This window comes from Phaeobacter piscinae (assembly GCF_002407245.1).
GTDB lineage: Bacteria > Pseudomonadota > Alphaproteobacteria > Rhodobacterales > Rhodobacteraceae > Phaeobacter > Phaeobacter piscinae.
On the sequence record NZ_CP010682.1, the window covers coordinates 22,963 to 44,206 of the forward strand.

General features: G+C 59.3%; 19 protein-coding genes. 13 read left to right on the plus strand and 6 right to left on the minus strand.

Annotation, left to right across the window (positions count from 1 at the left end; translation table 11 throughout):
- Positions 1-42 precede the first annotated feature (42 nt).
- A complete protein-coding gene (locus tag phaeop14_RS17245; protein WP_392342192.1) occupies positions 43-519 on the plus strand; it encodes an Lrp/AsnC family transcriptional regulator in 477 nt (158 codons plus the stop codon).
- 19 nt (positions 520-538) lie between these two features.
- Here phaeop14_RS17245 and phaeop14_RS17250 read toward each other — a convergent pair whose 3' ends face one another.
- Positions 539-1,855, minus strand: a complete 1,317-nt coding sequence (locus tag phaeop14_RS17250) for an MFS transporter (RefSeq protein WP_096790367.1) — start codon at positions 1,853-1,855, stop codon at positions 539-541.
- Positions 1,856-1,923: 68 nt separating this feature from the next.
- Positions 1,924-2,835, minus strand: coding sequence for a LysR substrate-binding domain-containing protein (locus phaeop14_RS17255; RefSeq protein ID WP_096790368.1), 912 nt, complete (start codon positions 2,833-2,835; stop codon positions 1,924-1,926).
- Positions 2,836-2,955: 120 nt separating this feature from the next.
- Between phaeop14_RS17255 and phaeop14_RS17260 the strand changes: the two genes are divergently transcribed.
- The 4 genes from phaeop14_RS17260 to phaeop14_RS17275 all read left to right on the plus strand — a co-directional run bounded on the left by phaeop14_RS17260 (position 2,956) and on the right by phaeop14_RS17275 (position 7,591).
- The gene (locus phaeop14_RS17260; protein WP_096790481.1) at positions 2,956-4,566 is read left to right on the plus strand and encodes a GMC family oxidoreductase; all 1,611 of its coding nucleotides are present in this window, start codon (positions 2,956-2,958) and stop codon (positions 4,564-4,566) included.
- Positions 4,563-5,738: a mandelate racemase/muconate lactonizing enzyme family protein gene (locus phaeop14_RS17265; protein ID WP_096790369.1), complete on the plus strand. Its 1,176-nt coding sequence runs from the start codon at positions 4,563-4,565 to the stop codon at positions 5,736-5,738. The genes phaeop14_RS17260 and phaeop14_RS17265 overlap by 4 nt, the downstream gene beginning before the upstream one ends.
- The gene (locus phaeop14_RS17270) at positions 5,735-7,219 is read left to right on the plus strand and encodes an aldehyde dehydrogenase family protein (protein ID WP_096790370.1); all 1,485 of its coding nucleotides are present in this window, start codon (positions 5,735-5,737) and stop codon (positions 7,217-7,219) included. Before phaeop14_RS17265 ends, phaeop14_RS17270 begins: the two co-directional genes overlap by 4 nt.
- 126 nt (positions 7,220-7,345) lie before the next feature.
- Positions 7,346-7,591, plus strand: coding sequence for a DUF1289 domain-containing protein (locus phaeop14_RS17275; protein WP_040182367.1), 246 nt, complete (start codon positions 7,346-7,348; stop codon positions 7,589-7,591).
- Positions 7,592-7,654: 63 nt separating this feature from the next.
- Here phaeop14_RS17275 and phaeop14_RS17280 read toward each other — a convergent pair whose 3' ends face one another.
- The 4 genes from phaeop14_RS17280 to phaeop14_RS17295 all read right to left on the minus strand — a co-directional run bounded on the left by phaeop14_RS17280 (position 7,655) and on the right by phaeop14_RS17295 (position 10,620).
- Entirely contained in the window at positions 7,655-8,128 is a 474-nt protein-coding gene (locus tag phaeop14_RS17280) for a Dps family protein (RefSeq protein WP_096790371.1), read from the minus strand.
- Positions 8,129-8,236: 108 nt separating this feature from the next.
- Complete coding sequence (locus phaeop14_RS17285) at positions 8,237-8,677, minus strand: hypothetical protein (protein ID WP_096790372.1); 441 nt, start codon at positions 8,675-8,677, stop codon at positions 8,237-8,239.
- 155 nt (positions 8,678-8,832) lie between these two features.
- The gene (locus phaeop14_RS17290; protein WP_096790373.1) at positions 8,833-9,501 is read right to left on the minus strand and encodes a GntR family transcriptional regulator; all 669 of its coding nucleotides are present in this window, start codon (positions 9,499-9,501) and stop codon (positions 8,833-8,835) included.
- Positions 9,502-9,594: 93 nt separating this feature from the next.
- A complete protein-coding gene (locus tag phaeop14_RS17295) occupies positions 9,595-10,620 on the minus strand; it encodes a trans-3-hydroxy-L-proline dehydratase (RefSeq protein WP_096790374.1) in 1,026 nt (341 codons plus the stop codon).
- A gap of 200 nt (positions 10,621-10,820) precedes the next feature.
- On the opposite strand from phaeop14_RS17295, the gene phaeop14_RS17300 reads away from it, so the two are divergent.
- The 8 genes from phaeop14_RS17300 to phaeop14_RS17335 all read left to right on the plus strand — a co-directional run bounded on the left by phaeop14_RS17300 (position 10,821) and on the right by phaeop14_RS17335 (position 21,175).
- Complete coding sequence (locus phaeop14_RS17300) at positions 10,821-11,432, plus strand: helix-turn-helix domain-containing protein (RefSeq protein WP_040169746.1); 612 nt, start codon at positions 10,821-10,823, stop codon at positions 11,430-11,432.
- A gap of 146 nt (positions 11,433-11,578) precedes the next feature.
- On the plus strand, positions 11,579-13,165 hold the full coding sequence (locus tag phaeop14_RS17305; RefSeq protein WP_096790375.1) for an ABC transporter substrate-binding protein: 1,587 nt from the start codon (positions 11,579-11,581) through the stop codon (positions 13,163-13,165).
- A gap of 68 nt (positions 13,166-13,233) precedes the next feature.
- Complete coding sequence (locus phaeop14_RS17310; protein ID WP_096790376.1) at positions 13,234-14,175, plus strand: ABC transporter permease; 942 nt, start codon at positions 13,234-13,236, stop codon at positions 14,173-14,175.
- Positions 14,172-15,038 (plus strand): ABC transporter permease, encoded by an 867-nt coding sequence (locus phaeop14_RS17315; protein WP_096790377.1) that lies wholly within the window; start codon positions 14,172-14,174, stop codon positions 15,036-15,038. Before phaeop14_RS17310 ends, phaeop14_RS17315 begins: the two co-directional genes overlap by 4 nt.
- A gap of 27 nt (positions 15,039-15,065) precedes the next feature.
- Positions 15,066-16,064, plus strand: a complete 999-nt coding sequence (locus tag phaeop14_RS17320) for an ABC transporter ATP-binding protein (protein WP_096790378.1) — start codon at positions 15,066-15,068, stop codon at positions 16,062-16,064.
- Positions 16,061-17,059, plus strand: coding sequence for an ABC transporter ATP-binding protein (locus phaeop14_RS17325; RefSeq protein ID WP_096790379.1), 999 nt, complete (start codon positions 16,061-16,063; stop codon positions 17,057-17,059). Before phaeop14_RS17320 ends, phaeop14_RS17325 begins: the two co-directional genes overlap by 4 nt.
- On the plus strand, positions 17,052-18,854 hold the full coding sequence (locus phaeop14_RS17330) for a M24 family metallopeptidase (RefSeq protein WP_096790380.1): 1,803 nt from the start codon (positions 17,052-17,054) through the stop codon (positions 18,852-18,854). Before phaeop14_RS17325 ends, phaeop14_RS17330 begins: the two co-directional genes overlap by 8 nt.
- 176 nt (positions 18,855-19,030) lie before the next feature.
- Complete coding sequence (locus phaeop14_RS17335; RefSeq protein ID WP_040169757.1) at positions 19,031-21,175, plus strand: methyl-accepting chemotaxis protein; 2,145 nt, start codon at positions 19,031-19,033, stop codon at positions 21,173-21,175.
- Positions 21,176-21,244: the final 69 nt, after the last annotated feature.

Here is a 21,244-nt window from a genome sequence, read left to right on the forward strand (position 1 = left end):
TTTTGTGAATAGTGATCATGTCTGATCACATTGGCGGGAAATATGATGCAGGAAAGTCAGGTAGATGCCGCGGACCGTATGCTGTTGACGCAGCTGCAGCGGGACGCGCGCACAACGGTGCAGCAGATGGCGGAGAAAAGCGGTCTGTCCACCGCCTCAGTGCAGCGCCGCCTGCGGCGGTTGCGCGAAGCAGGTGTTCTGCAAAAGGAAGTTGCGCTGGTTGATCAGAAAAAGGTGGGGTTAGGCGTTACCGCGATTGTTTCGGTGGAGCTGGAACGGGACCGGCTTGAGCAGATTGACGCGTTTAAGCGAAAGGCGCGGATTGATCCGCAGGTACTGCATTTTTATTGCATCGCGGGTGACGCAGATTTTGTGATGGTTGTGGTGGCCCCGGACATTGCGGGCTACGAATCTTTTACCCACCGGTTTTTCTTTGCCGACAGCAATGTGCGCAAATTCCGCACCTCAATTGTGGTGTCGACTGAGAAAAGCACACAGGAGTTGCCGTTGGATATCTAGGGTCCAGACCCCAGCGCCATCACGTGCGAGGGTGCAGATCGTCAACTACGACTGGGTGCCGGTGGTGCGGCCCATGGCCATAGGCCGCCAGATGTGGGTGGTCGGCGGGCAGGTCGGGGTGATCATGCGTCGCCGCCTCAGTCTGATGGGCGAGACCGGCATCGCCGCGCCAGAGCCGTGCGGCCAGCAGCAACCCGCCGCCAGCAAGGATTCCCAGCAGCAGGAACGTGGCATCGAACCCGGCGCGCGCGCCAATCTGCCCGGCGAGCGGGTAGGTCAGCAGCCAACAGGCGTGGCTAAGCGCAAATTGGGCCGCGAACAGGGCGGGGCGATCTTCGGGCAGGGCGGACCGGCGCAGCAGTCGGCCGGTTGGGGTCTGGGCCAGGCTGAAACCAAAGCCGAGCAGGGCCCAAAGCGCCACAAGAAGGCTGAAGCTGTCGGCCCATGGGCCGATCCACAGACCAATGGTCAACAGCGCGCCGCCTGCCAGCATCGGAGGGCGATCCGGCATATGGTCCAGCACCCGCGGCAGCAGCAGGGCGGCCACCATCGAGCCGCCGCCAAAGGCCGCCAGCGCGATGGCAACTTGGGGTTCATTGAGAGCAAAGTGACCTTTTACCAGCACGACAGTGTTGACGATGACCATCGCGGAGGCCGCTGCGACCACCAGGTTCAATGCCAATAGACCGCGCAGTCTTGGGGTGGCGAAATAGAGCTGGATACCGCGTGTTGTCCGGGTCCAGATGCTGCGTGGTGCGCTGGGTTGCGGCGACGGGATCGGTACGGAGACCACCAGAAGCGCGGAGGCAAGAAACCCGATCACGGTTCCGGCAAACAGCACCTGGAAACTGACGATGGTGAGAAGCGCTGCTGCAAGCATTGGCGACAGCAGGCTTTCCAGATCATAGGCCAGCCGCGACAGCGAGAGCGCCCTGGTATATTCGGCTTCGTCAGGCAGCACATCTGGAATGGTGGCTTGAAAGGTCGGCGTGAACCCGGCCGAGGCCGCCTGCATGAGAAAGATCAGGCTGTAAATTTGCCAGATCTCGGTGACGAAGGGCAGAGCGAGCGCAACAGCCGCGCGGATGAGATCAAGCATGACCAACATGACGCGCCGCGGCAGCTGGTATGCGAGGGCGGAGGCGATAGGCGCCAACCCGACATAGGCCAGCATCTTGATCGCAAGGGCTGTGCCAAGGACGACGCCTGCCTGCTCTCCCGCAATCTGCCAGGCCAGCAGGCCAAGCGCGACTGTTGCCAGCCCGGTTCCCAGCAGCGCGATGATCTGGGCCGCGAGAAGATGGCGGTAGGTTCGATTTGCGAGAACAGAGAGCATGCCGACCCAAGGTGCGTTATTGTCAGGATATGAGTCGGTTTGCCTATCTAGCCCGCTCGTCGCTGACCCTAGCTGCCCGCCGGTGCAGAGGCAATCGCGGCACTGATGCGGGCCTGAGATTGCAGCCAGCCAACAAGTGTTCGGACCTCCGGGCGGTGGCTGTTGCGATCAGATGGCAGGACCAGATGGTGACCATGTTGGGTCGAAAGTTCCGTGAGGCTGGCGCGCAGCAGCGTGCCACGCTCCAGATAGGGGCGGGCAAACACATCAGCGACCAGTGCAACCCCCAGACCCCGATCTGCAAGTTCAAGGGCGATCAGCGACTGATCGACCTTGTAGGCGGGTTCGGGAATTGCGGCCTCCGGGGTGTGGCGCGCAAAGAAATGGCGCCAAGTGTCGACGACACCGGTCATTTCGATCAGCGGTAGCTTGTGCAAATCGGGATAGGGTGCGCTGCCAAGCAGGCTGGGCGCGGCAACCGCGATCACCTTGTTCTGCATCAAGGGTAGGACGCCTCCATCGCGCCAGCTGCCATCACCATAACGAATGTCGATATCGATGGCTTCCCCTTGGGACAATTCGCTCCACGAGGAGGACAGCACCCGCAGCCGACTGTCAGGGTAACGTGTTTTGTAGTCCTCAAGCAGAGGCATCAGCCACAGAAGGTTCAGCGAGGTCAGACAGCGGAGCGTCACCTCCTGCTGGATCCCGTTGCCAAAGAGATTCCAGGTGGTAGCGTCGATATCCGCAAATGCTTTGGCCACGATTGGCAGATAGGCATGTCCCAGACGGGTCAGGTTGAGCAGTTTATGGTCGCGGTGAAACAGCTTGTGCCCCAACTGCGCCTCCAGCCCGCGCACCTGATAGCTGACCGCAGAGGGGGTGAGGCCCAGCTCCTCCGCAGCCTGTGTGAAACTGCCGTGGCGGGCGCTGGCATCAAAGGCGCGAAGCCAGGTCATCGGGGGGAGATCGCGATACATGCGGCCAGAATACCTTTGCTGCGAATTTTTTTAAGGTGCTGACGAATTATTTTTCGTTTCTGAATTTGTCACGTGCTTTGTAACGATCTGACGGCAGGAGATATGCGGGCGATCAGACAAGTGACGGGATTTGATTACATTATTGTTGGTGCGGGATCTGCGGGGTGTGTGCTGGCGGATCGGCTGAGCCGATCCGGGCGGCATAAGGTGCTGATCCTGGAGGCCGGTGGGCGCGGACGTTCCCCCTGGATCGCCCTGCCGCTGGGGTATGGCAAGACGTTCTTCGATCCGGCGGTGAACTGGAAATATGAGAGCGAGCGCGAGGAAGCGCTGGCCGGGCGCGCGGTGTATTGGCCGCGTGGCAAGGGGGTTGGCGGCTCCGGTGCGATCAATGCGCTGGTCTATGCGCGGGGAGTGCCCCAGGATTTTGACGATTGGGAGGCCGCTGGCGCCACAGGCTGGGGCTGGACGTCCGTCCAGCAGAGCTACGAGGCGATGGAAACCCTGGTAGCGCCGGATGGGCAACGTCACGGAACCGGCCCGCTGCATGTGCAGGATGTGTCCGATCAGATCCACCCGGCGAACCGGCATTTCTTTGCGGCGGCGGCTGAACTGGGCCTGCCCAGCACCGATAATATCAATGATGCAAGCGGTGAAGGCGCGACGACCTATCGGATCAATACCAGTGGCGGGCGGCGCATGCATTCCGCGCGGGCGTTTCTGGCCCCCGCGTTGAAGCGCAAAAACGTCACCTTGATGACTGACGCTCTGGTAGAACGGATCACCTTTGACGGGCGCCGCGCTGTTTCGGTGCAAGTGCGCCGGCGGGGGAGGTCCATGTCGATAGCGGCGGGACGGGAGATTATTCTCTCTGCCGGTGCGGTTGCCTCGCCCGGGCTGTTGCAGAGATCCGGCATTGGCCCTGCAGAGTTGTTGCGTCGGCATGGAATTGAGATCGTTGATGACCAGCCGCAGGTCGGTGGCAATCTGCAGGACCATCTGGGGATCAACTACTATTTCCGCGCCACTGAGCCAACATTGAACAATGTCCTGTCACCGCTGACGGGCAAGATCCGCGCGGCGCTGCACTATGCCCTGTGGCGACGTGGGCCGCTGGCGCTGTCGGTGAACCAATGTGGCGGCTATTTCCGCAGTGGGCAATCGCTGACGCGGCCTGATCAGCAACTCTACTTCAACCCGGTGACCTATACGACGACACCGGAGGGCAGGCGCGAGGTGATCCGTCCCGATCCCTTTGCCGGGTTTATTCTCGGCTTCCAGCCAAGCCGTCCCACAAGCCGAGGGCGGATCGATATTTGTAGCGCTGATATTTCCGCAGCACCGCTGATCCGGCCCAATTCGCTCGCAACCGAGGAAGATCGCGCGCAGGTCATTGCCGGTGGGCGGCTCTGTCAACGGCTGGCCACGACCGCGGCGCTGGACGGGCTGATCGAGGCGGCGATGGGGGCGGATCTGCGACAGATGAAGGATGCGGATATCCTGGCTGATTTCCGCGAACGCTGTGGCACGGTGTTTCATCCCATCGGCACCTGCCGCATGGGCACAGATGCCGGCACAAGCGTTGTCTGTCCGAAGCTGAAACTACATGGGTTCGATGGTGTTCGGGTGGTGGACGCCTCGGTCTTTCCCAATATCACATCGGGCAATACCAATGCCCCAACCATGATGCTGGCCCATCGGGCCGCTGAACTTATTCTGGAGGCCGCATGAGCACGCCCTATTCAGCATCTGGCGCCGTCCCCGTTGGGGTCGATCGTGGCAAAGACGACTACGGCCCCCGGATACATCGTATTGAAACCTTCTGCAGCCCCCTTGTCGGCTTTGTCCGAGTGACATCTGAGAACGGGCAGCAGGGCTGGGGGCAGGTTTCGACCTACAACAGCGATCTGACCTGTGAGATCCTCCATCGGCAAGTGGCGCCCTGGGCTTTGGGCCGGGGTATGGATGCGATGGAAGCGGTGATCGCGGAGATCCCGCTGCGAGAGCACAAATATCCCGGCACTTATTTGCGGCGCGCAATGGCGGGGCTTGATACCGCGGTTTGGGATTGGCGGGGCCGGGTGGCGGAGAAGCCTGTTGCGGAATTGCTGGGTGGATCAGCTGGTCCAATCCGTGCTTATGCGTCGTCGATGCGTCGCGACATCACGCCTGAAGATGAGGCGGAGCGGCTGAAAGCGCTACGCGATGATCTCGGGTTTGATGCCTTCAAGGTGCGGGTTGGCGCCGAATGCGGCGAAGACCGCGACGAATGGCCGGGGCGGACAGAGGCAATTATTCCCCAGATCCGCGCCGCACTGGGGGACGGGGTGGCGCTCTTGGTTGATGGCAACTCCGGGTTCTCGCCCAACCGCGCGATTGAGGTGGGGCAGCTGCTGCAGGATCACGGATATGAGCATTTTGAGGAACCCTGCCCCTATTGGATGCTGGAGCAGACCGCAGAGGTGACCCGTGCGCTGGATTTAGATGTGGCAGGCGGTGAGCAGGATTGGGATTTGCAGACCTGGCACCGCATGATCGAGATACGCGCGGTCGATATCATTCAGCCTGATATTCTCTATCTCGGGGGGATGACGCGGAGCATGGAGGTGGCCCGGCTTGGCGCTGCCGCCGGGCTTCCCTGCACGCCTCATTGCGCAAACCTGTCGATGGTGACGCTGTTCACGATGCATATGCTGCGCGCCGTTGATCTGCCCGGGCGTTATCTGGAGTTTTCAATTGAGGGCGCGGAGTATTACCCCTGGCAGCGCGATCTCTTTGTCACCGACCCGTTTGTGATCAGTGATGGGCAGGCCGTGGTCCGCGATGTGCCCGGATGGGGTGTCGAGATCAATCCTGAGTGGCTGGCCACGTCGAAATACACCTGTAGTGAGGATACCCCATGAGCGTTGATCAGTTGAGTGCAGCCTATTTCGAGACCGGAACGCTGCCCGATCTGCCGCGTGATCACTTCATTGATGGGCGCGCTGTTGCACCCGGGGTCGGCGGGCGGATGGAGAGTTTTGACCCCGGGCGGGGTATGGCCTTTGCTGATTTTGCTGCGGGCGATGCGGCGGATGTTGATCATGCGGTCACCAGCGCCGTAGCCGGGTTTGAGGTCTGGAGTGCCACACCGCCTGCGCAGCGATGCGCCATCCTGAACGAAGCGGCCCGGCTGATGCGGCAGGAGGCGGAGCGTTTTGCCGGTGTTGAATGCGTCGATAGCGGCAAGACCCTGGCAGAGGCACGTGGTGATATCGCGGGGTCTGCCCGGCTGCTGGAGTATTACGCCGGCGCTGCGGACAAATTGGACGGGCGCAGCGTGAACCTTGGCAATGACAATGCTGCGTTCACCCTGCGCGAACCGGTGGGTGTGACCGCCCATATCGTGCCATGGAACTATCCGACCTCAACCTTGGTTCGTGGTATTGCGCCGGCGCTGGCGGCGGGGTGTTCCGCGGTTGTTAAACCGGCGGAGACAACGCCGTTCACGGCCCTGATGATTGCCGATCTGCTGATCCGCGCGGGGCTGCCTGCGGGCGTGGTCAATGTGGTGACGGGCACCGGAATTGCTGCAGGCGCGCCACTGGTTCGGGATCCGCGTGTGCGGCATGTTACCTTCACTGGATCGGTGGCCACCGGCGTTGGCGTGATGCAGAGCGTCGCCCCCAATGTGACCGGGCTGACATTGGAGCTGGGAGGTAAGTCCCCTCTTGTTGCCTTTGGTGACGCGGATGTGGATGCCGTGGTTGAGGGCGCGCTCTGGGCAATTTTCTCAAACGCGGGGCAGATCTGTTCCGCTGGGTCGCGGTTGGTGATCCAGCGCAGTCTTCATGCCGAGGTGCGTGACAAACTGGTGGCGCGGGCGCAGATGTTGCGGATGGGCCATGGGTTGCGCGGGCCGGATATCGGTGCGGTAAACTCCGCCCGGCATTTGGCGCAGATAGCCGATCATGTCAGCCGCGCCCGGGCCCGCGGTGTCGAGATTGTCACCGGTGGTAAGGTTCTCTCCGATGTTGAGAGTGGCGCGGGCTGGTTTTATGCGCCGACCATCCTGGATAACCTTGCGGTCACTGATGATGCCGTCCTGCAGGAGATTTTTGGCCCTGTGTTGGCAATTCAGGTTTTTGACGACGAGGCTGAAGCGCTGGCATTGGCCAATGGCACCGAATTTGCGCTGGCGGCGGGTATCTATACCAAGGATATCGCAACCGCGCTGCGTATGGCGCGGGGGGTTGATGCCGGGCAGGTGACCGTCAATGACTATTGGGCAGGCGGGATTGAGCTGCCGTTTGGCGGCAACCGTAAATCGGGGTTCGGGCGAGAGAAGGGGCTGGAAGGTCTGGATGCCTATACCAGAAGCAAGGCGATTACGTTGGCCGTCTGACCAATTGCGCTACGGTTGGGAGCAGAATTTCTTAAAATCGACAAAAACACTCGTCTTTATGGTTGCAGCGGCATCGGAGTCATCCCATGTGTGGGCTGAGATGCCCGGTAACGCATAAGGTCTGATATGCCCAAGACGCCCAGCCCCTGTATTGATGTCTGCAAATTCAAACGTGAGGGTCACTGCATCGGCTGTTCGATGACCAAAGCGCAAAAGTCACTCTTCAAGGGCTTGAAGAAGGACAGCCATCGGCGGGCCTTTGTCACTATGCTGACCTCGCAGCAGGGGCAGTTGGGCAAATACACCCATTGGGATATAGCCTACCGCAAAAAGCTGGGGAAACGAAAAATCGCGGCCGAGGAAATCCTCTGACCGCGATCTATCCTGTGTCGCCACACCTGATCTGGTGAGGCTTCGTATTGCCAGGCTGGTAGCTTAGCCAGCAAGATGCGAGCGCAGGAACCAGGCGAATTTCTCATGTGTCTGACCGCGCGCGATGCAAAGATCCTCGGTCAGCGTGTCCCCATGATCAGCGGCCAAGGCACCGCAGCCCGCGAGAGTTGAGGCCAACGTCTCCTGTGCTTCCATCATAATGCGGATCATTTCCTGATCTGTGGCATGGCCGTCATGCTCGGCCACTTTGGAGCGTTTCAGCATCCCGGCCAAGGTCCCTTCGGCGTGGTCGTCCAGCGCGCGCACACGCTCCGCCAGATCATCTTGTCCGAGAAAGTGATCTTCGTAGATCTTCTGAAACAGATCATGCAGAGGGCCAAATGCCATGCCTTTAACGTTCCAGTGAAAATTCTGGGCCAGCATCGTGGTGACAGCGGTTTCTGCCACGGATTGGTTCAGCGCGTCGGCGATTGCGGTTTTTGCATCGGTCGAAAGTGCAGCAGCGGTCTGTGTCATCGTGTTCCCCATTATTCCGTAATAAAATAGCTGGCTGGCAGAAGCTGGCTTGCTGTAAGCCATATAATACCTGACACGGGGTATAGATCAAGAGTTTTTAGAATGATTCTAAGTCTGAGGAAATTGCTCGGAAATACGCCCCAGCAAAAACCCGATGTACCGGCGGCGGGCAGGGTCGATTTGCGACCTTAGCAAAAAGCAGAGGCTGTCGTAATCCTGCGCGGAAACACGCGACAGGCAGCGCAACACCCATGCTTCGTCGAATGAGATCTCCGTGGTACCGGGGCGAAACCATTTGATTCGGCGCGGCAGCGCCTCGGGGAGGCATTTAACAAATGTGTCGATATACGTGCGTCTGGCGTCCTCTCCATCAACGCAGAGCAGGGCGCAGGCCTCGAACAGGTCAGTACGCGCGGCAGCTCGGCACCCCATCGCGGCAAGACGCAAGGTGTTGAGAATGCTATATTCATGTTCGTTGAATGCGGGCGCTTGGCGCAAGTCATCAGGGGCCTGCGCTTGCGGCAGGGGCAACGTCTGCACTGGCATCATAGGTGGTGGATCCGTCTGCTGTAACCCGCGTTTGGGCGCTCTGAATAATTCCTGACTAAATATATTGGTTTTAAGCGTGCTCACAAGAGGGGAAGATCCGCTTCCTGCGGAATTCACGCAGTGCCCACTGTTCGGTGACGATGGCAGTACCGGGGTTAGGCGCGGTTTTCGGCGACCAATGTCAGCAGCTCTTCTTTGGTGCGGGAAATATGCCGGGTCAGGGCGGCGCAGGCGGCATTGACATCGCGCGCCTCGGCCAGGGCCAGCAGCTCGCGATGCTCTGCCCTGGCGGGTTCGCGCTGTTTCATCACGCTTAGATGCATGCGGATGAACCGGTCGGAGTGGAGGCTGAGGCCCTGCAGCATCTCATTGGTCAGTTTGCGTTCAGCCGCAGCATAAAGTGCGGAATGATAGCGGTGGTTCAACGCGCCCCATGTCGCGACATCGTCGGCGTCGTAGGAGGCATCCATCTCGTCCAGGATCTGACTGCATCGGGCAAAATCCGTGGTCGTCATCGCCGGAATTGAGCGACGGAACAGATCGACCTCGACCAGAATGCGCAGATCAAAGATCTCAGCGATTTCGCGCAGCGAGTGTTTGGTTACGGTGGCCCCGCGATTGTTTGTGAACAGCACCAAACCTTCGGCGTCCAAGCGCTTCAGTGCCTCGCGCACCGGCATGCGCGACACGTCATATTCTTCGGCCAAAGCCTCCTGACGGATCGGTTCCCCCTCCGCCAGTTCGCCGCTCAGGATGCGTTCGCGCAGATCAGCGGCGATGACGTCGGGGAGAGTGTTGCGGGAGATGGCACGCCTGGCTGCCATTGAGACCTCATCAGTGGTGGTTGCGTCTGGTGCCTTTCGGCAGGGGTGGGCCGGGTGTGCCCTTTTGTGGTCGACCGATCAAGAGGATCCGCATCACGCCCCCCAGGTGTCACTCAGGCGATAGCCTGTTGGCCAAGGATCGTCAGGGTCGAGCATGTGTTGATGGGTGCCGGTGATCCACCCCCGCCCACTGATTTCGGGTATGATTGCGGCGAGGTCACCCACGGTGGTTTGCGCCGCGATGCGGCCCTTAAAGCTTGAGCCGATGATGGAGATTGCCTCGAAGTCCTGTTCTGCGGTCATCTGCCCCTTGGCCAGCATAAGAGCCATCCGCGCTGATACAGCGGTACCGGTCGGAGAACGATCAACCTTACCGGGTTGGATCGTCACGGCCGAGCGACTGCGCAGGCCGGTTGCTGTCGGTGTGAGTGGTCCGCAGAATGCGCAGAAAGAAATATGTGCCCACTCCGGGTTGGTGGGATGGGCAAACCCCAGCTGCTCATTGGCTGCCGCAAGGATGCGGCTGCCGGTCTGGGCCAGCGTTTTGGCGTTTGTCTCGCAGATCTCAAGCTCCAGATCCGCAGCCTGAACCACCACAAAACTGTCGCCGCCATAGGCGGTATCTACATGCAGCGTTCCGATCCCGGGTACATTCAACGGAACGCCGATTTCGCCAGCAAAGCTGGGGACATTTTGAACATAGATGCGCTGCGCCTTGCCGTCCCTGCATTCGGCGCGGACGCGGACCAACCCACCGGGCGCCTCCAGCGTGAGATGGGTCTCCGGCTCCTGCATTGGCAGGATGCCACTGTCCAGCAGGACGGTGGCAACGCAGATCGAATTTGACCCCGACATGGGCGGCGTGAACTCGGGTTCCATGATGATGAAACCCATATCGGCATCCGGATGTTTCGGTGGCACGAGAAGGTTCACATGCCGAAACACACCGCCGCGCGGTTCATTGAGCACGAAATTCCGCAAGGTCTGATCCTCTGCGATGAAAGAGCGCTGCTCCCAGAGGGTGGCGCCGGGCGGCGGGGCAACTCCGCCAACGATGACATCGCCCACTTCCCCCTCGGCATGAGCTGAAATTACATGTACGGTCTTGGTGCTGCGCATCGGGCCTCTCTGAGGTTGGAAACAAGCGAAACGCCTCGCGAGGTCAATCGCAGGCTGTTTCTGATGTAGCACTTCAACAAATTTTAGTATACGTTTTCCTAGCACTCGCGGCTCCACTATCCGCAGGCCACCCCGAATGACCGGTTTGATGTCTTTGGATGGTATGATGCGAGGCTCGCCGAAATTTTCAGGATATCGACATGGACGTCTCAGGCACGCGCAAATCAGGCACCAACAAAAGAAGCCGGAAGAAAGACAACCCTGAACAGTTGGGCCATGCCATCCGCCGTCGTCGCAAGGCGATGGGAATGACAATGGTGCAGGTTGCCGAGGAAACCGAGCTGACGCCCGGCTTCATCTCACAGGTGGAACGTGGCATCAGCACGCCGTCGTTGTCGTCTCTGTTGTCGATTGCCGCCTCTCTGCAGACCACTGTGGAGCAACTGCTGAGTGTTGAGGAAGAATTCCGCGAATATATTCATAAGGATAATCGGCAAACCTACGCGTTGGGCGTGAACGGCAGGCTTTACGAGAAACTGGGGCCGGGGTTCTCAGGCGCGCTGTGCTATCCTTCGATCATTCATCGACCTCCCGGCCATGTGTCAGAAAAAATGTGCCATGAGGGGGAGGTGTTCTGCTATCTGATTTCGGGACAGCTCGAATATCATCTGGGCGACGCCGTGCATATCATGTCACCGGGGGATACTGTCCATCATGATTGCTCAAAACCACATTATTCGATTGTGTTGAGCGAGGAAGAGGCTGTCGAACTCTGGGTCAGCACCATGCCGATGAAAAGCGCGTCGCCCTGACGGATTGTTCGGATCTGGTTTCCTCGGCGAAAGGAGCACGCTAATACCCTCATGACGCGTTTTGCTAAAAATAATTTTAGTAATTTTAAAACTCGCGCTATGCTCCCTCCCATGAGACGGAGAATCGATCTGGGAGGATCTCACAAATGACAAGAAAACTGGTGGCGGCTGCGGCCGCCCTAACCACAGTGTTGACCACGCCAGCCCTGGCGCAGGATCGCGGCGGCGTACTGAATTTCGCCCGCTATGATGGCTCCACGCTGATTGATCCGATCTATGCTGATCGAAACCCAGATATCTGGATGGTTGGCAGCCTGTTTGATACCTTGCTGCGCCCCAGTCAGGACGGGAACTCCGTCGTGCCTGGCCTCGCCGAGGCCTATGCTGTGTCAGAAGAAGGCACCACCGTGACGCTGACCCTGCGCGAGGGCATCAAATTTTCCGACGGAACACCGCTCACTGGAGAAGATGTGGTGTTTTCGCTGAATCGCGCGCGTGATGCTGATCTGAGCCCTTGGGCGGGTCTTCTCGGTACATTGGATACAGTTGCCAATAATGGAAATGAGGTCACGCTGACGCTTTCGGCGCCCGACCCCACGATCCTGTCGATGCTCGCCACCTTCACGACCGGCATTGTGTCCAAGGCGAGGTTCGAGGCCGCCGATGGCGCGACCGATCAGGAGAAATCCGCTGCTATATTTGCCGCGAAAAATGCTGGCGTCGGTACTGGGCCCTTTTACCTCTGCGGGTTTGAACAAGGGACCTCGATGGATTTCTGCGCCAATGAACACTACTGGCGCGCAGGTGCGGATGGCAAACCGCTGCCCTATCTGGAGGGTGTGCATTTTGAAATCATTCCGGATGATGCCACCCGCATCCTGAAGCTGCAGGCGGGCGAGATGGACGCGGCAGAGTTTATCCCGTTTTCACGCGTGGCTGAGCTGGAAGCAGATCAGAAGATTGATATGAATCTGTTCCCGTCAACCCGGATCATTTATTCGCCGATCAATACGCGTCCGACGCGGGCGGATGGGTCGCCCAACCCGCTGGCCGATGCGCGCGTGCGCCAGGCGCTGAATTATGCCACCAACAAGAAGGCGCTGATTGGCCTTGTGCTGCAGGGCGCTGGCAAGCCGATGACCTCGCCGTTGATGGCGGCTGCGACGCAGTTGGCCACTGAAACCGATCCGCTCTACGGCTATGACATGGACAAGGCAAAGGCGTTGATTGCCGAGGCCGGTCTGGCACCGGGCACTGAGATCACCTTTACCACTTTGGCCGGTTCCGCTGATGACAGCACCATCTTTGCAGCGCTGCAGCAGATGTGGGCGCCTCTGGGCATCCAGCTGAAGGTGGAGCAGGTGGACAATGCCACCCGTGGTGCCAAAAACCGGACGGGTGAGTTCGACATCCACACCTATGGCTGGGTCAATGACGTGAATGATCCAAGTCAGGTCACCGGTTGGCTGGGCTATTTCCCGACAGCGAAGGCGGTTGGCACGGGTTGGGAGAACGAGAAGTTCAACAGCCTGTTCGAAGCCTCGGCGACGGAAATGGATGCAGAGTCCCGCGCTGGCCAATATGCCGAGATGCAATCGATCTATGCAGAGGCGGCGCCATTGCTGTTCATGTATGAGACGCCGTTTGCCGTGGCCGTGGCCAAGAGTGTCAGCGGATATGTGCAGACGCCGTTGGGCAACAACCTGTTCGAGGAGGCGTCGATCAACCGTTGATCGATTGCTTTGGACAACCAAGCGCCGTCAGCCCAGCTGGTTGACGGCGCCTACGAACGGATGCCGAAATGGCCACTATTCAGTATATTCTCAAGCGCCTGGCACTGATGGCGGTGACCTTCTTTTTGGTCATGATCATCATCTTTTTGCTGGTGCGCCTGTTGCCGGGGGATCCGGCTATCGCCATTGCAGGGGATCGTGCGTCCGACGCTGATCTGGCTGCCATTCGCGAACGATTGGGGCTGAACCAACCCTTGGTGGTCCAGTTCTGGCAGTTCCTGTCCAACACCGTTCAGGGGGATCTGGGACGGTCGATCCTGATGCGCGCACCGGTGCTGGATGTGATTGCCAGTCGCCTGCCAACGACGCTGTTTCTGACCACCTATGCGGTGGCCTTGTCCGTGCTGATCGCGGGGCCGCTTGCTTTTGTTGCGGCACTCAACCGGGGGCGCTGGCCAGATGCGGTGATCCGAACCGTCTTTCAGGTCGGTCTGTCGATGCCGGTGTTTTATATTGGACTGATATTGCTCACGTTTCTGGCGGCACAGCTGCGCTGGTTCCCGGTGGGCGGATATGGCGACAGTTTTGCGGAACGGCTCTACCACCTGTTTCTGCCGTCGGTGGCGGTGGCGCTCTACACCTCTGCGATCATCATGCGGAACCTGCGGTCGGCCATCGTTGAGGTGGTGGATGCGGAATATGTTGAATTTGCCCGAGCCAAAGGGCTGTCGGCCTGGCAGATCCTTGGGCGGCACGTGCTGCGAAATGCGCTGATTTCCACAGTCACGCTGCTGGGTTTGTCCATTGGCAACCTAATGAGCGGCACTTTGGTTACCGAGACGGTATTCGCCGTTCCGGGGGTGGGCCGGTTGATGCTGGAGGCGATTTTTGCCCGTGACTATCCGCTGATCCAGGGGCTGACCCTGACCTTTGCCGTGCTGGTGTCGATCGTGTTCCTGCTGACCGATCTGATCCAAAGCGCCCTAGACCCGAGGATGCGCCTGACATGACTGATGCCACACTCCAGTCGCCCGAGGCGACACACCCGCAGCAGAGCCGGTGGCAGATTGCCCTGCGCAAACCCGGCTTCATGATTGGTGTCGCGATTATCGCAGTCTCGACGCTGCTGGCCATCGCGCCGGGGCTGTTCGCCCCATATGACCCCAACTTCATTGACTATAACGCGGTGCGCCAGCCGCCGAGCTGGGCGCATCCCTTTGGCACCGACATGCTGGGCCGGGACAGTTTAAGCCGGGTGATCTCGGCCTATTCGGTGAATATGCAGATGGCAGTTCTGGCCACGGTTTTTGCGATGCTGATTGGCGTCACCATTGGCGCATTGGTCGGATATTATCGTGGTATTGCGGACATGATCTTTGGCCGGGTGGTGGACGCGGTCATCACCTTTCCGTTTCTGGTTCTGGTGATTGCGGTTGTTGCCGTACTGGGGCCGGGACTGGTCAATATGTATATCGCCATCACAGTGGTTGGCTGGGTGTATTACGCACGCCTGATGCGCGCCGAGGTGATCACCCAGATGGGCAACGATTATGCCTCAGCAGGGGTGGTGATGGGGTATTCAGACCGGCGGGTTATTTTTCGCCACCTTCTGCCCAATGCGATCACGCCGGTGATTGTCTACTGGATGACGGATATGTCGCTGGCAATCCTTCTGGGATCATCACTGGGATACCTCGGTCTTGGCGCGCAGCCACCGCAGGCGGAATGGGGTGTGCTGATCGCTGAGGGGCGCAATTTCATCACCACTGCCTGGTGGCTGAGCCTGATGCCGGGCATCGCCATCGTATTAACGGGTATCGGATTTTCATTGATCGGTGACGGGCTGGCTGATCTGCTCCGGCCCCGTGGTTGACCCGTGACAAAGGCGGGGGAAGGACCAATGACCATGCAAGAGACACATCCAGTTCTGGAGGTTCGCAACCTCTGTACCACCTTCCGGCGTGGTGGTGTGCTGCTGCCAGCGGTGCGTGATGTTAGTTTTGACCTGCGCCAGGGGGAGGTTCTTGGCCTGGTTGGGGAGAGCGGATCGGGCAAAAGCGTTACCCTGCGGTCGATCCTTGGGCTGACCCGGCGCCACGGCGAGGTCACGGGGGAGGTGCGCTGGAACGGGCGCGATATCTCCCGGCTGACGGATCGCCAGCTGCGCGGGGTACGCGGCGGTGAGATTGCGATGATTTTTCAGGAGCCCATGACCTCGCTTAACCCGCTGTTGACCGTGGGTTTGCAACTGACCGAAACGCTGAAGGCCCATACCGATCTGTCTCGCGCGGCGCGCCGGGACCGGGCCATTGAAATGCTGGATCACGTCGGGATCCCCGCTGCGGCCTCCCGGTTACAGGACTATCCGCATCAGTTTTCCGGAGGCATGCGCCAGCGGGTGATGATCGCCATCGCGCTGGCGGCGGAACCGAAGCTTCTGCTGGCGGATGAGCCGACCACCGCGCTGGATGTCACCATTCAGGCACAGATTCTGGACCTGATCCTGCGTCTGTCGCAGGAGATGAACATGGGGGTTATTCTGGTCACCCATGATTTGGGGGTGGTGGCGCAAACCTGTGAGAGCGTTGCGGTGATGTACGCCGGTCGCATCGTGGAACAGGGTGCGGTGCGACAGGTGTTGCGCGCGCCAAGGCATCCTTACACTGCCGGGCTGATGCGGTCGGTGCCCCAGGATATTGCGCCGCGCATGCCGCTCTATTCCGTGCCGGGCACACCGCCGAGCCTTGAGATGCTGCCGCGGGGCTGCGCCTATGCGCCGCGTTGTGAGGGGCGGACGGAAGCCTGCCTCCGCACGCGTCCACCGCTGGAAACCATCAGTGCCGGGCGGCGCGCGGCCTGTTTCCATCCGGTGCCTTCCGTTCAGGGAGAAGTGGCATGACGCATCCGGTGATGGAGATTGATGACCTCAGCCTGACCTTTCAGCTGCCGCGCAGCCTGGTCGATGTGATACGCAACAGGCCCGGGCGCGCTGTGCGGGCGCTGAATGGCGTCAGCCTGGCGCTGCAAAAGGGCGAAACCCTTGGCGTTGTTGGTGAATCCGGATGTGGAAAATCCACGTTGGCGCGCTGTATCGTGCGTCTCTATCAGCCGCAGAATGGCAGCATTCGCCACCACGGGCAGGATATTTTTGCTGAAGGGGCACGCAGCGATCGCAGCTATAATCGGCGCGTGCAGATGATGTTTCAGGACCCCTATTCCTCGCTCAATCCGCGTATGACCTGTGGTCAGATCCTGAGCGAAGCTTTGCACGTGCATAAGATGCGTCCGGCGGATGACATTCCGGCGCGGGTGGAGGAGCTGTTGGAGCTGGTCCGGCTGCCCGCTGATGCGGCTCAGAAACTGCCGCATGAATTTTCCGGTGGCCAACGCCAGAGAATTGCGATTGCGCGCGCGCTGGCGGTGGAGCCAGAGGTGCTGATTGCTGATGAACTGGTGTCGGCGCTGGATGTCTCAGTTCAGGCGCAGGTGGTGAACCTGCTCCTGGAATTGCAGGAGCAACTGGATCTGACCATCCTGTTTGTCGCCCATGACCTGCGGCTGGTGCGTCATGTCTCGCACCGGGTGGCGGTGATCTATCTGGGCCGCATCGTTGAAATCGGCGACAGTGAGACCCTGTTTGCCAACCCTGCTCATCCCTATTCACAAGCCTTGCTGAGTGCGGCGCCCTCGCTTGACCCGGATGATACGGGCGATGCGATCCGGCTGGAGGGCGAGTTGCCCTCGCCGTTGAATGTACCGCCGGGCTGCCCGTTTCATGTGCGCTGTGCTCATGCCGCCGATGTCTGCAGGCGGGATGTTCCGCGCCTGCGCCCCCTTGGCGACCGGGGTGAGGTCGCCTGCCATCTTGCTGAAGAGATCTCTCAAAATGCCTGACACACTGCGCACGCCGCCGACGGCGGCCCGTATCGCTGATCTGCGTTTGGAACTGACCGCCCGCAATCTTGATGCCTTCATCCTGCCCCGGTTTGATGCCCATCAGGGGGAGTATGTCGCCCCGCATGACGAACGTTTGGCCTATGTCACTGGGTTCACCGGTTCCGCCGGAATGGCGATCGTGACGGCAGAGACCGTCGCGGTGTTCGTCGATGGCCGCTACAGGGTGCAGGTTGCACATGAATGTGCAGGCCCCGTGTTTTCGCGGCTGCACATCTTTGATCAGCCGCCGGAACACTGGCTGGCCTCGGTCGCGCGGAACGGCTGGCAGATAGGGTTTGACCCGATGCACCTGCCGCCAGGCTGGTATGACCGGTTTGCTGCGGCTTGCGCGCAGGCAGGCGCCGCAATGCAGCCGCAGCAGGACAATCCGGTGGATGCCATTTGGCAGGATCAGCCGTCCCCGCCATCGGGCAAAATTACGGTGTTCCCTGTGCAATTGTCAGGGCGCAGTTGTGCCGAGAAATGCTTGGATTTGGGTGCGCATCTAAACGAGAAAGGCGCGGAATGTCTGGTCGAGACGCAGCCAGACAACATCGCGTGGTTGCTGAACGTGCGCGGTGACGATGTCGCGTTTAATCCAATGCCACAGTCTTTTCTCATCGTCGACCGGAGCGGCGCGATTGCATGGTTTGTAGATTCAGCCAAGCTGAATGACGAGGTGAAGGACCATCTTCCAGCCGCCGTGACGGCCTATCCAATGTCAGAATTTCTAAGCACTCTGCGCCGTCTATGTGTCGCGGGCGCGGGGGTGCTGTTCGACCCTGATTTCTCACCCGTTGCTGTCCGCGAGACGATTGCAGAAGCAGGGGCCACGCCGGTCCCGATGGCCAGCGCGTTGACCCGGGCGAAAGCGATCAAGAATCCGGTGGAGCTGGCGGGGCTGCACAACTGTCATGTTCAGGATGGTGTTGCCTGGGCGGAGTTTTCATGCTGGCTCGCTGAAGCCGTCCCGGCCCGTGCCGCCCTTGGCCATCCGGTGACCGAACGCGAAGCCGAAGCGAAAATCCTCTCCTTTCGACAAGACCGCCCCGGTTTCTTGACCGAGAGTTTCCAGACAATCTCCGCCGCTGGGGGAAATGCTGCCATGTGCCATTACGCAGCCACCAACGGTCGGAATGCGCCGATACTGCCAGAACACCCCTATCTGTTGGACAGCGGCGGCCAGTATGAGACAGGGACCACCGATGCCACCCGCAGCTATGCGTTTGACCTGCGCCCCGGAGGATACGACCGGGCCTATACGGCCGTGTTCAAAGCTTTCCATGCGCTTGCCACGCTGCGGTTTCCGCGCGGTACCCAAGGGCATCATATAGATGCGATCTGCCGACGCCCGCTCTGGGATCTGGGTCTTGATTACGATCATGGCACTGGTCATGGGATCGGGCACCGGCTGTCGGTTCACGAGCATCCCCAACGCATCGGTAAGCCCTTTAATCCGGTGGATCTGACTGCTGGCATGGTGGTGTCGATTGAGCCGGGCTACTATGAGGCTGACCAGTTTGGTATCCGCATCGAGAATATCTTTGAAATCATTGAGGAACAGAATGGTTTCTTGGCGTTCCGGAATATGACGTGGGCACCGATACAGACTGATATGCTGATCCCTGATGCATTGACTGCGGCTGAACGGTTGTGGCTGAACAGCTATCATCGACAGGTGTCACAACGGCTGGCTCCGTTGCTAGGTGAGGCTGCACAGGCTTGGCTGTCTGCGGTGACTGCGGAGATCTGATAGGGCCGCACTCACGTTGGAGCGATGAACACAGTGGCGTAAAAATTATCTCCAATCTGATTGAAATATGCTGGGTAAACCGGATTGGACCTACGCATTGAATACATGGGTCAACACTTTGTTCAGGCAAATGTGGGAGGGATCGTTAACGACGAGCCTTCCAAGTGGAGATTTCAATGCCAGCTCTGTTCAATACAATTTCAGGCAAGCTTCTTGCCGCGACCACGGTTGCCATCACCGGTTTGATGCTGTGCTTCAGCGTGTTCACGGCTCTCAATGAGTCCCAACAGGTTCGAGAGCGGGTCCTGGAAGGCGCATCCCAACGCGCTTCGGACATTGCCCAGAGCCTGTCTTCGCAGCTGGTTGAGGCGACCTCGGCCGCATCTGCTCTTGGTGGAGCCTTGTCCGGCTACATTGAGGATGGCGAAGCGACCACCGCCGATCTGATCAAAATAATGGAAGGTGTACCAGGCCGTTACGATCTTGTGTTTTCCTCCTGGATGTCCGCAATCCCTGATGGCGCCACCGAGGATTTCATTACTGGATCCGAAGGCCGCAATGCGGATGGGATCTTCGCCGCCTATTGGACCAAATCGGATGCGGGCGGGTTGAACTTCGAGACCTTCGAAGTTGATCCGAATGATACGTCCGAGTGGTATCGCCTGCCCATCGACAGCGGTGAGAGTGTGATCACTGAGCCATATCTTTCCAATGAGAACAGGCTGCTGACATCGGTGTCGGTCCCGGTCAACGCCAAAGGGCAGATCGTCGGTGTCGCGGGCGTAGATATCGTCCTCGACAATCTGGGCGACTTCGTTCGCGGGCTCTCCGTCTATGAGGGCGGCAGTGTGATGTTGTTGGGGCAGGGGGGCAAATGGCTCTCTCACCCGGACCCGGAGATGCTGGTCCAAGCCTTTGAAGGTGAGGAAGTCGCTGAATTTCAGGCTGCTGTTGAAACGGGTGAGGTGCAGATTGTCTCAGATCGCGCGGATGGATCTACACGTCTGTTCTACCCGTTTACCGCCTATGGCATGAACAAGACCTGGGTTGTGGTTCTGGATGTCCCACGCCACGTATTCGTCAACCCCGTCAAGGCCAGCATTTATGAGCAGCTGATTACAAACGTGCTGTTGTTGGGTCTGACTCTGGCCACTATCCTTTTTTCGGTTCGTTCGCTCGTGCGGCGTCCTCTGGGCAGGATGCTCCGGGTCATGAAGGACCTGACCGAGGGCAAAGTCCATGAACCTGTTGATATTCCGAAACGAAAAGACGAGATAGCGGCGATGGCTGTTTCCATCGAGACGCTGCGTCAGGGCCTAGCCTCCAAGGAAGAGCTGGAGGCAACTCAGTTGCGCGAGAAACAACAACAGGAAGAGGTTGTCAAAACGCTTGCACTACAACTCCAGCAATTGGCCGCTGGGCGGCTGGATGTCAAAATCCATGACGAGATGCCGCGCCAATATGAGGCGCTGCGCCAGGACTTCAACAACACGGTTGAACAACTGAGCAAGCTGATCACATCGGTCAATGACTCCGCTGACTCCATCGATACTGGGCTGACGGAAATTGCGTCTGCAACCAATGATCTGTCCCAGCGGACTGAGCAATCAGCGCTGCAGCTGGAAGAGACAGCCGCCTCCCTGAGCGAGCTTACACAGAATGTGCAACATGTCGCCGGCGGCGCGCGCGAAACCGAGGCTCTGGTCACCTCAGTGAGTCAGAATGCAACCAACAGCTCAGCGGTTGCGCGTGAGACAGTGGATGCAATGGACTCTATTGCCGCGACGTCCGAGCAGATCACGCGGATCACCGGCATGATTGATGACATCGCGTTCCAGACTAACCTTCTTGCTCTGAACGCCGGTGTAGAGGCCGCGCGCGCGGGTGAGGCAGGTCGCGGGTTTTCGGTTGTAGCAGCTGAAGTCCGCAGCCTCGCTCTGCGGTCATCGGAATCCGCCCTCGAAATCAAGAAGTTGATTGCTGCCTCTGAAGCGCAGGTGGCCCATGGTGTCGATCTTGTAGGCCGGACAAACGACTCACTCACCACGATCATGAATGCCATTGGCAGCATTTCTGAACATGTCGGCGATATTGCCAAGCAGGCGGACGAGCAATCTAGAGGGATTTCCGAGTTGAACGGGGCCATGAGCACGCTAGAGGCTGCGCAACAACAGAACGCTGCCATGTGCGAAGAAACCGCTGCAGCCTGTAGCTCTCTGGATCATGAGACGACGAACCTGTCTCGCCTGGTGACATCCTTTCAGACCGGTGATCGCATAGAGGGTGAACGGAATTCGCACCGCTATGTCGCAGCCGCCTAGATCAGGAATGGCTCTCTGATCAACAGTTATCACTGCATCAGCACTACACTCGGTAGCCAAGATCTGTCT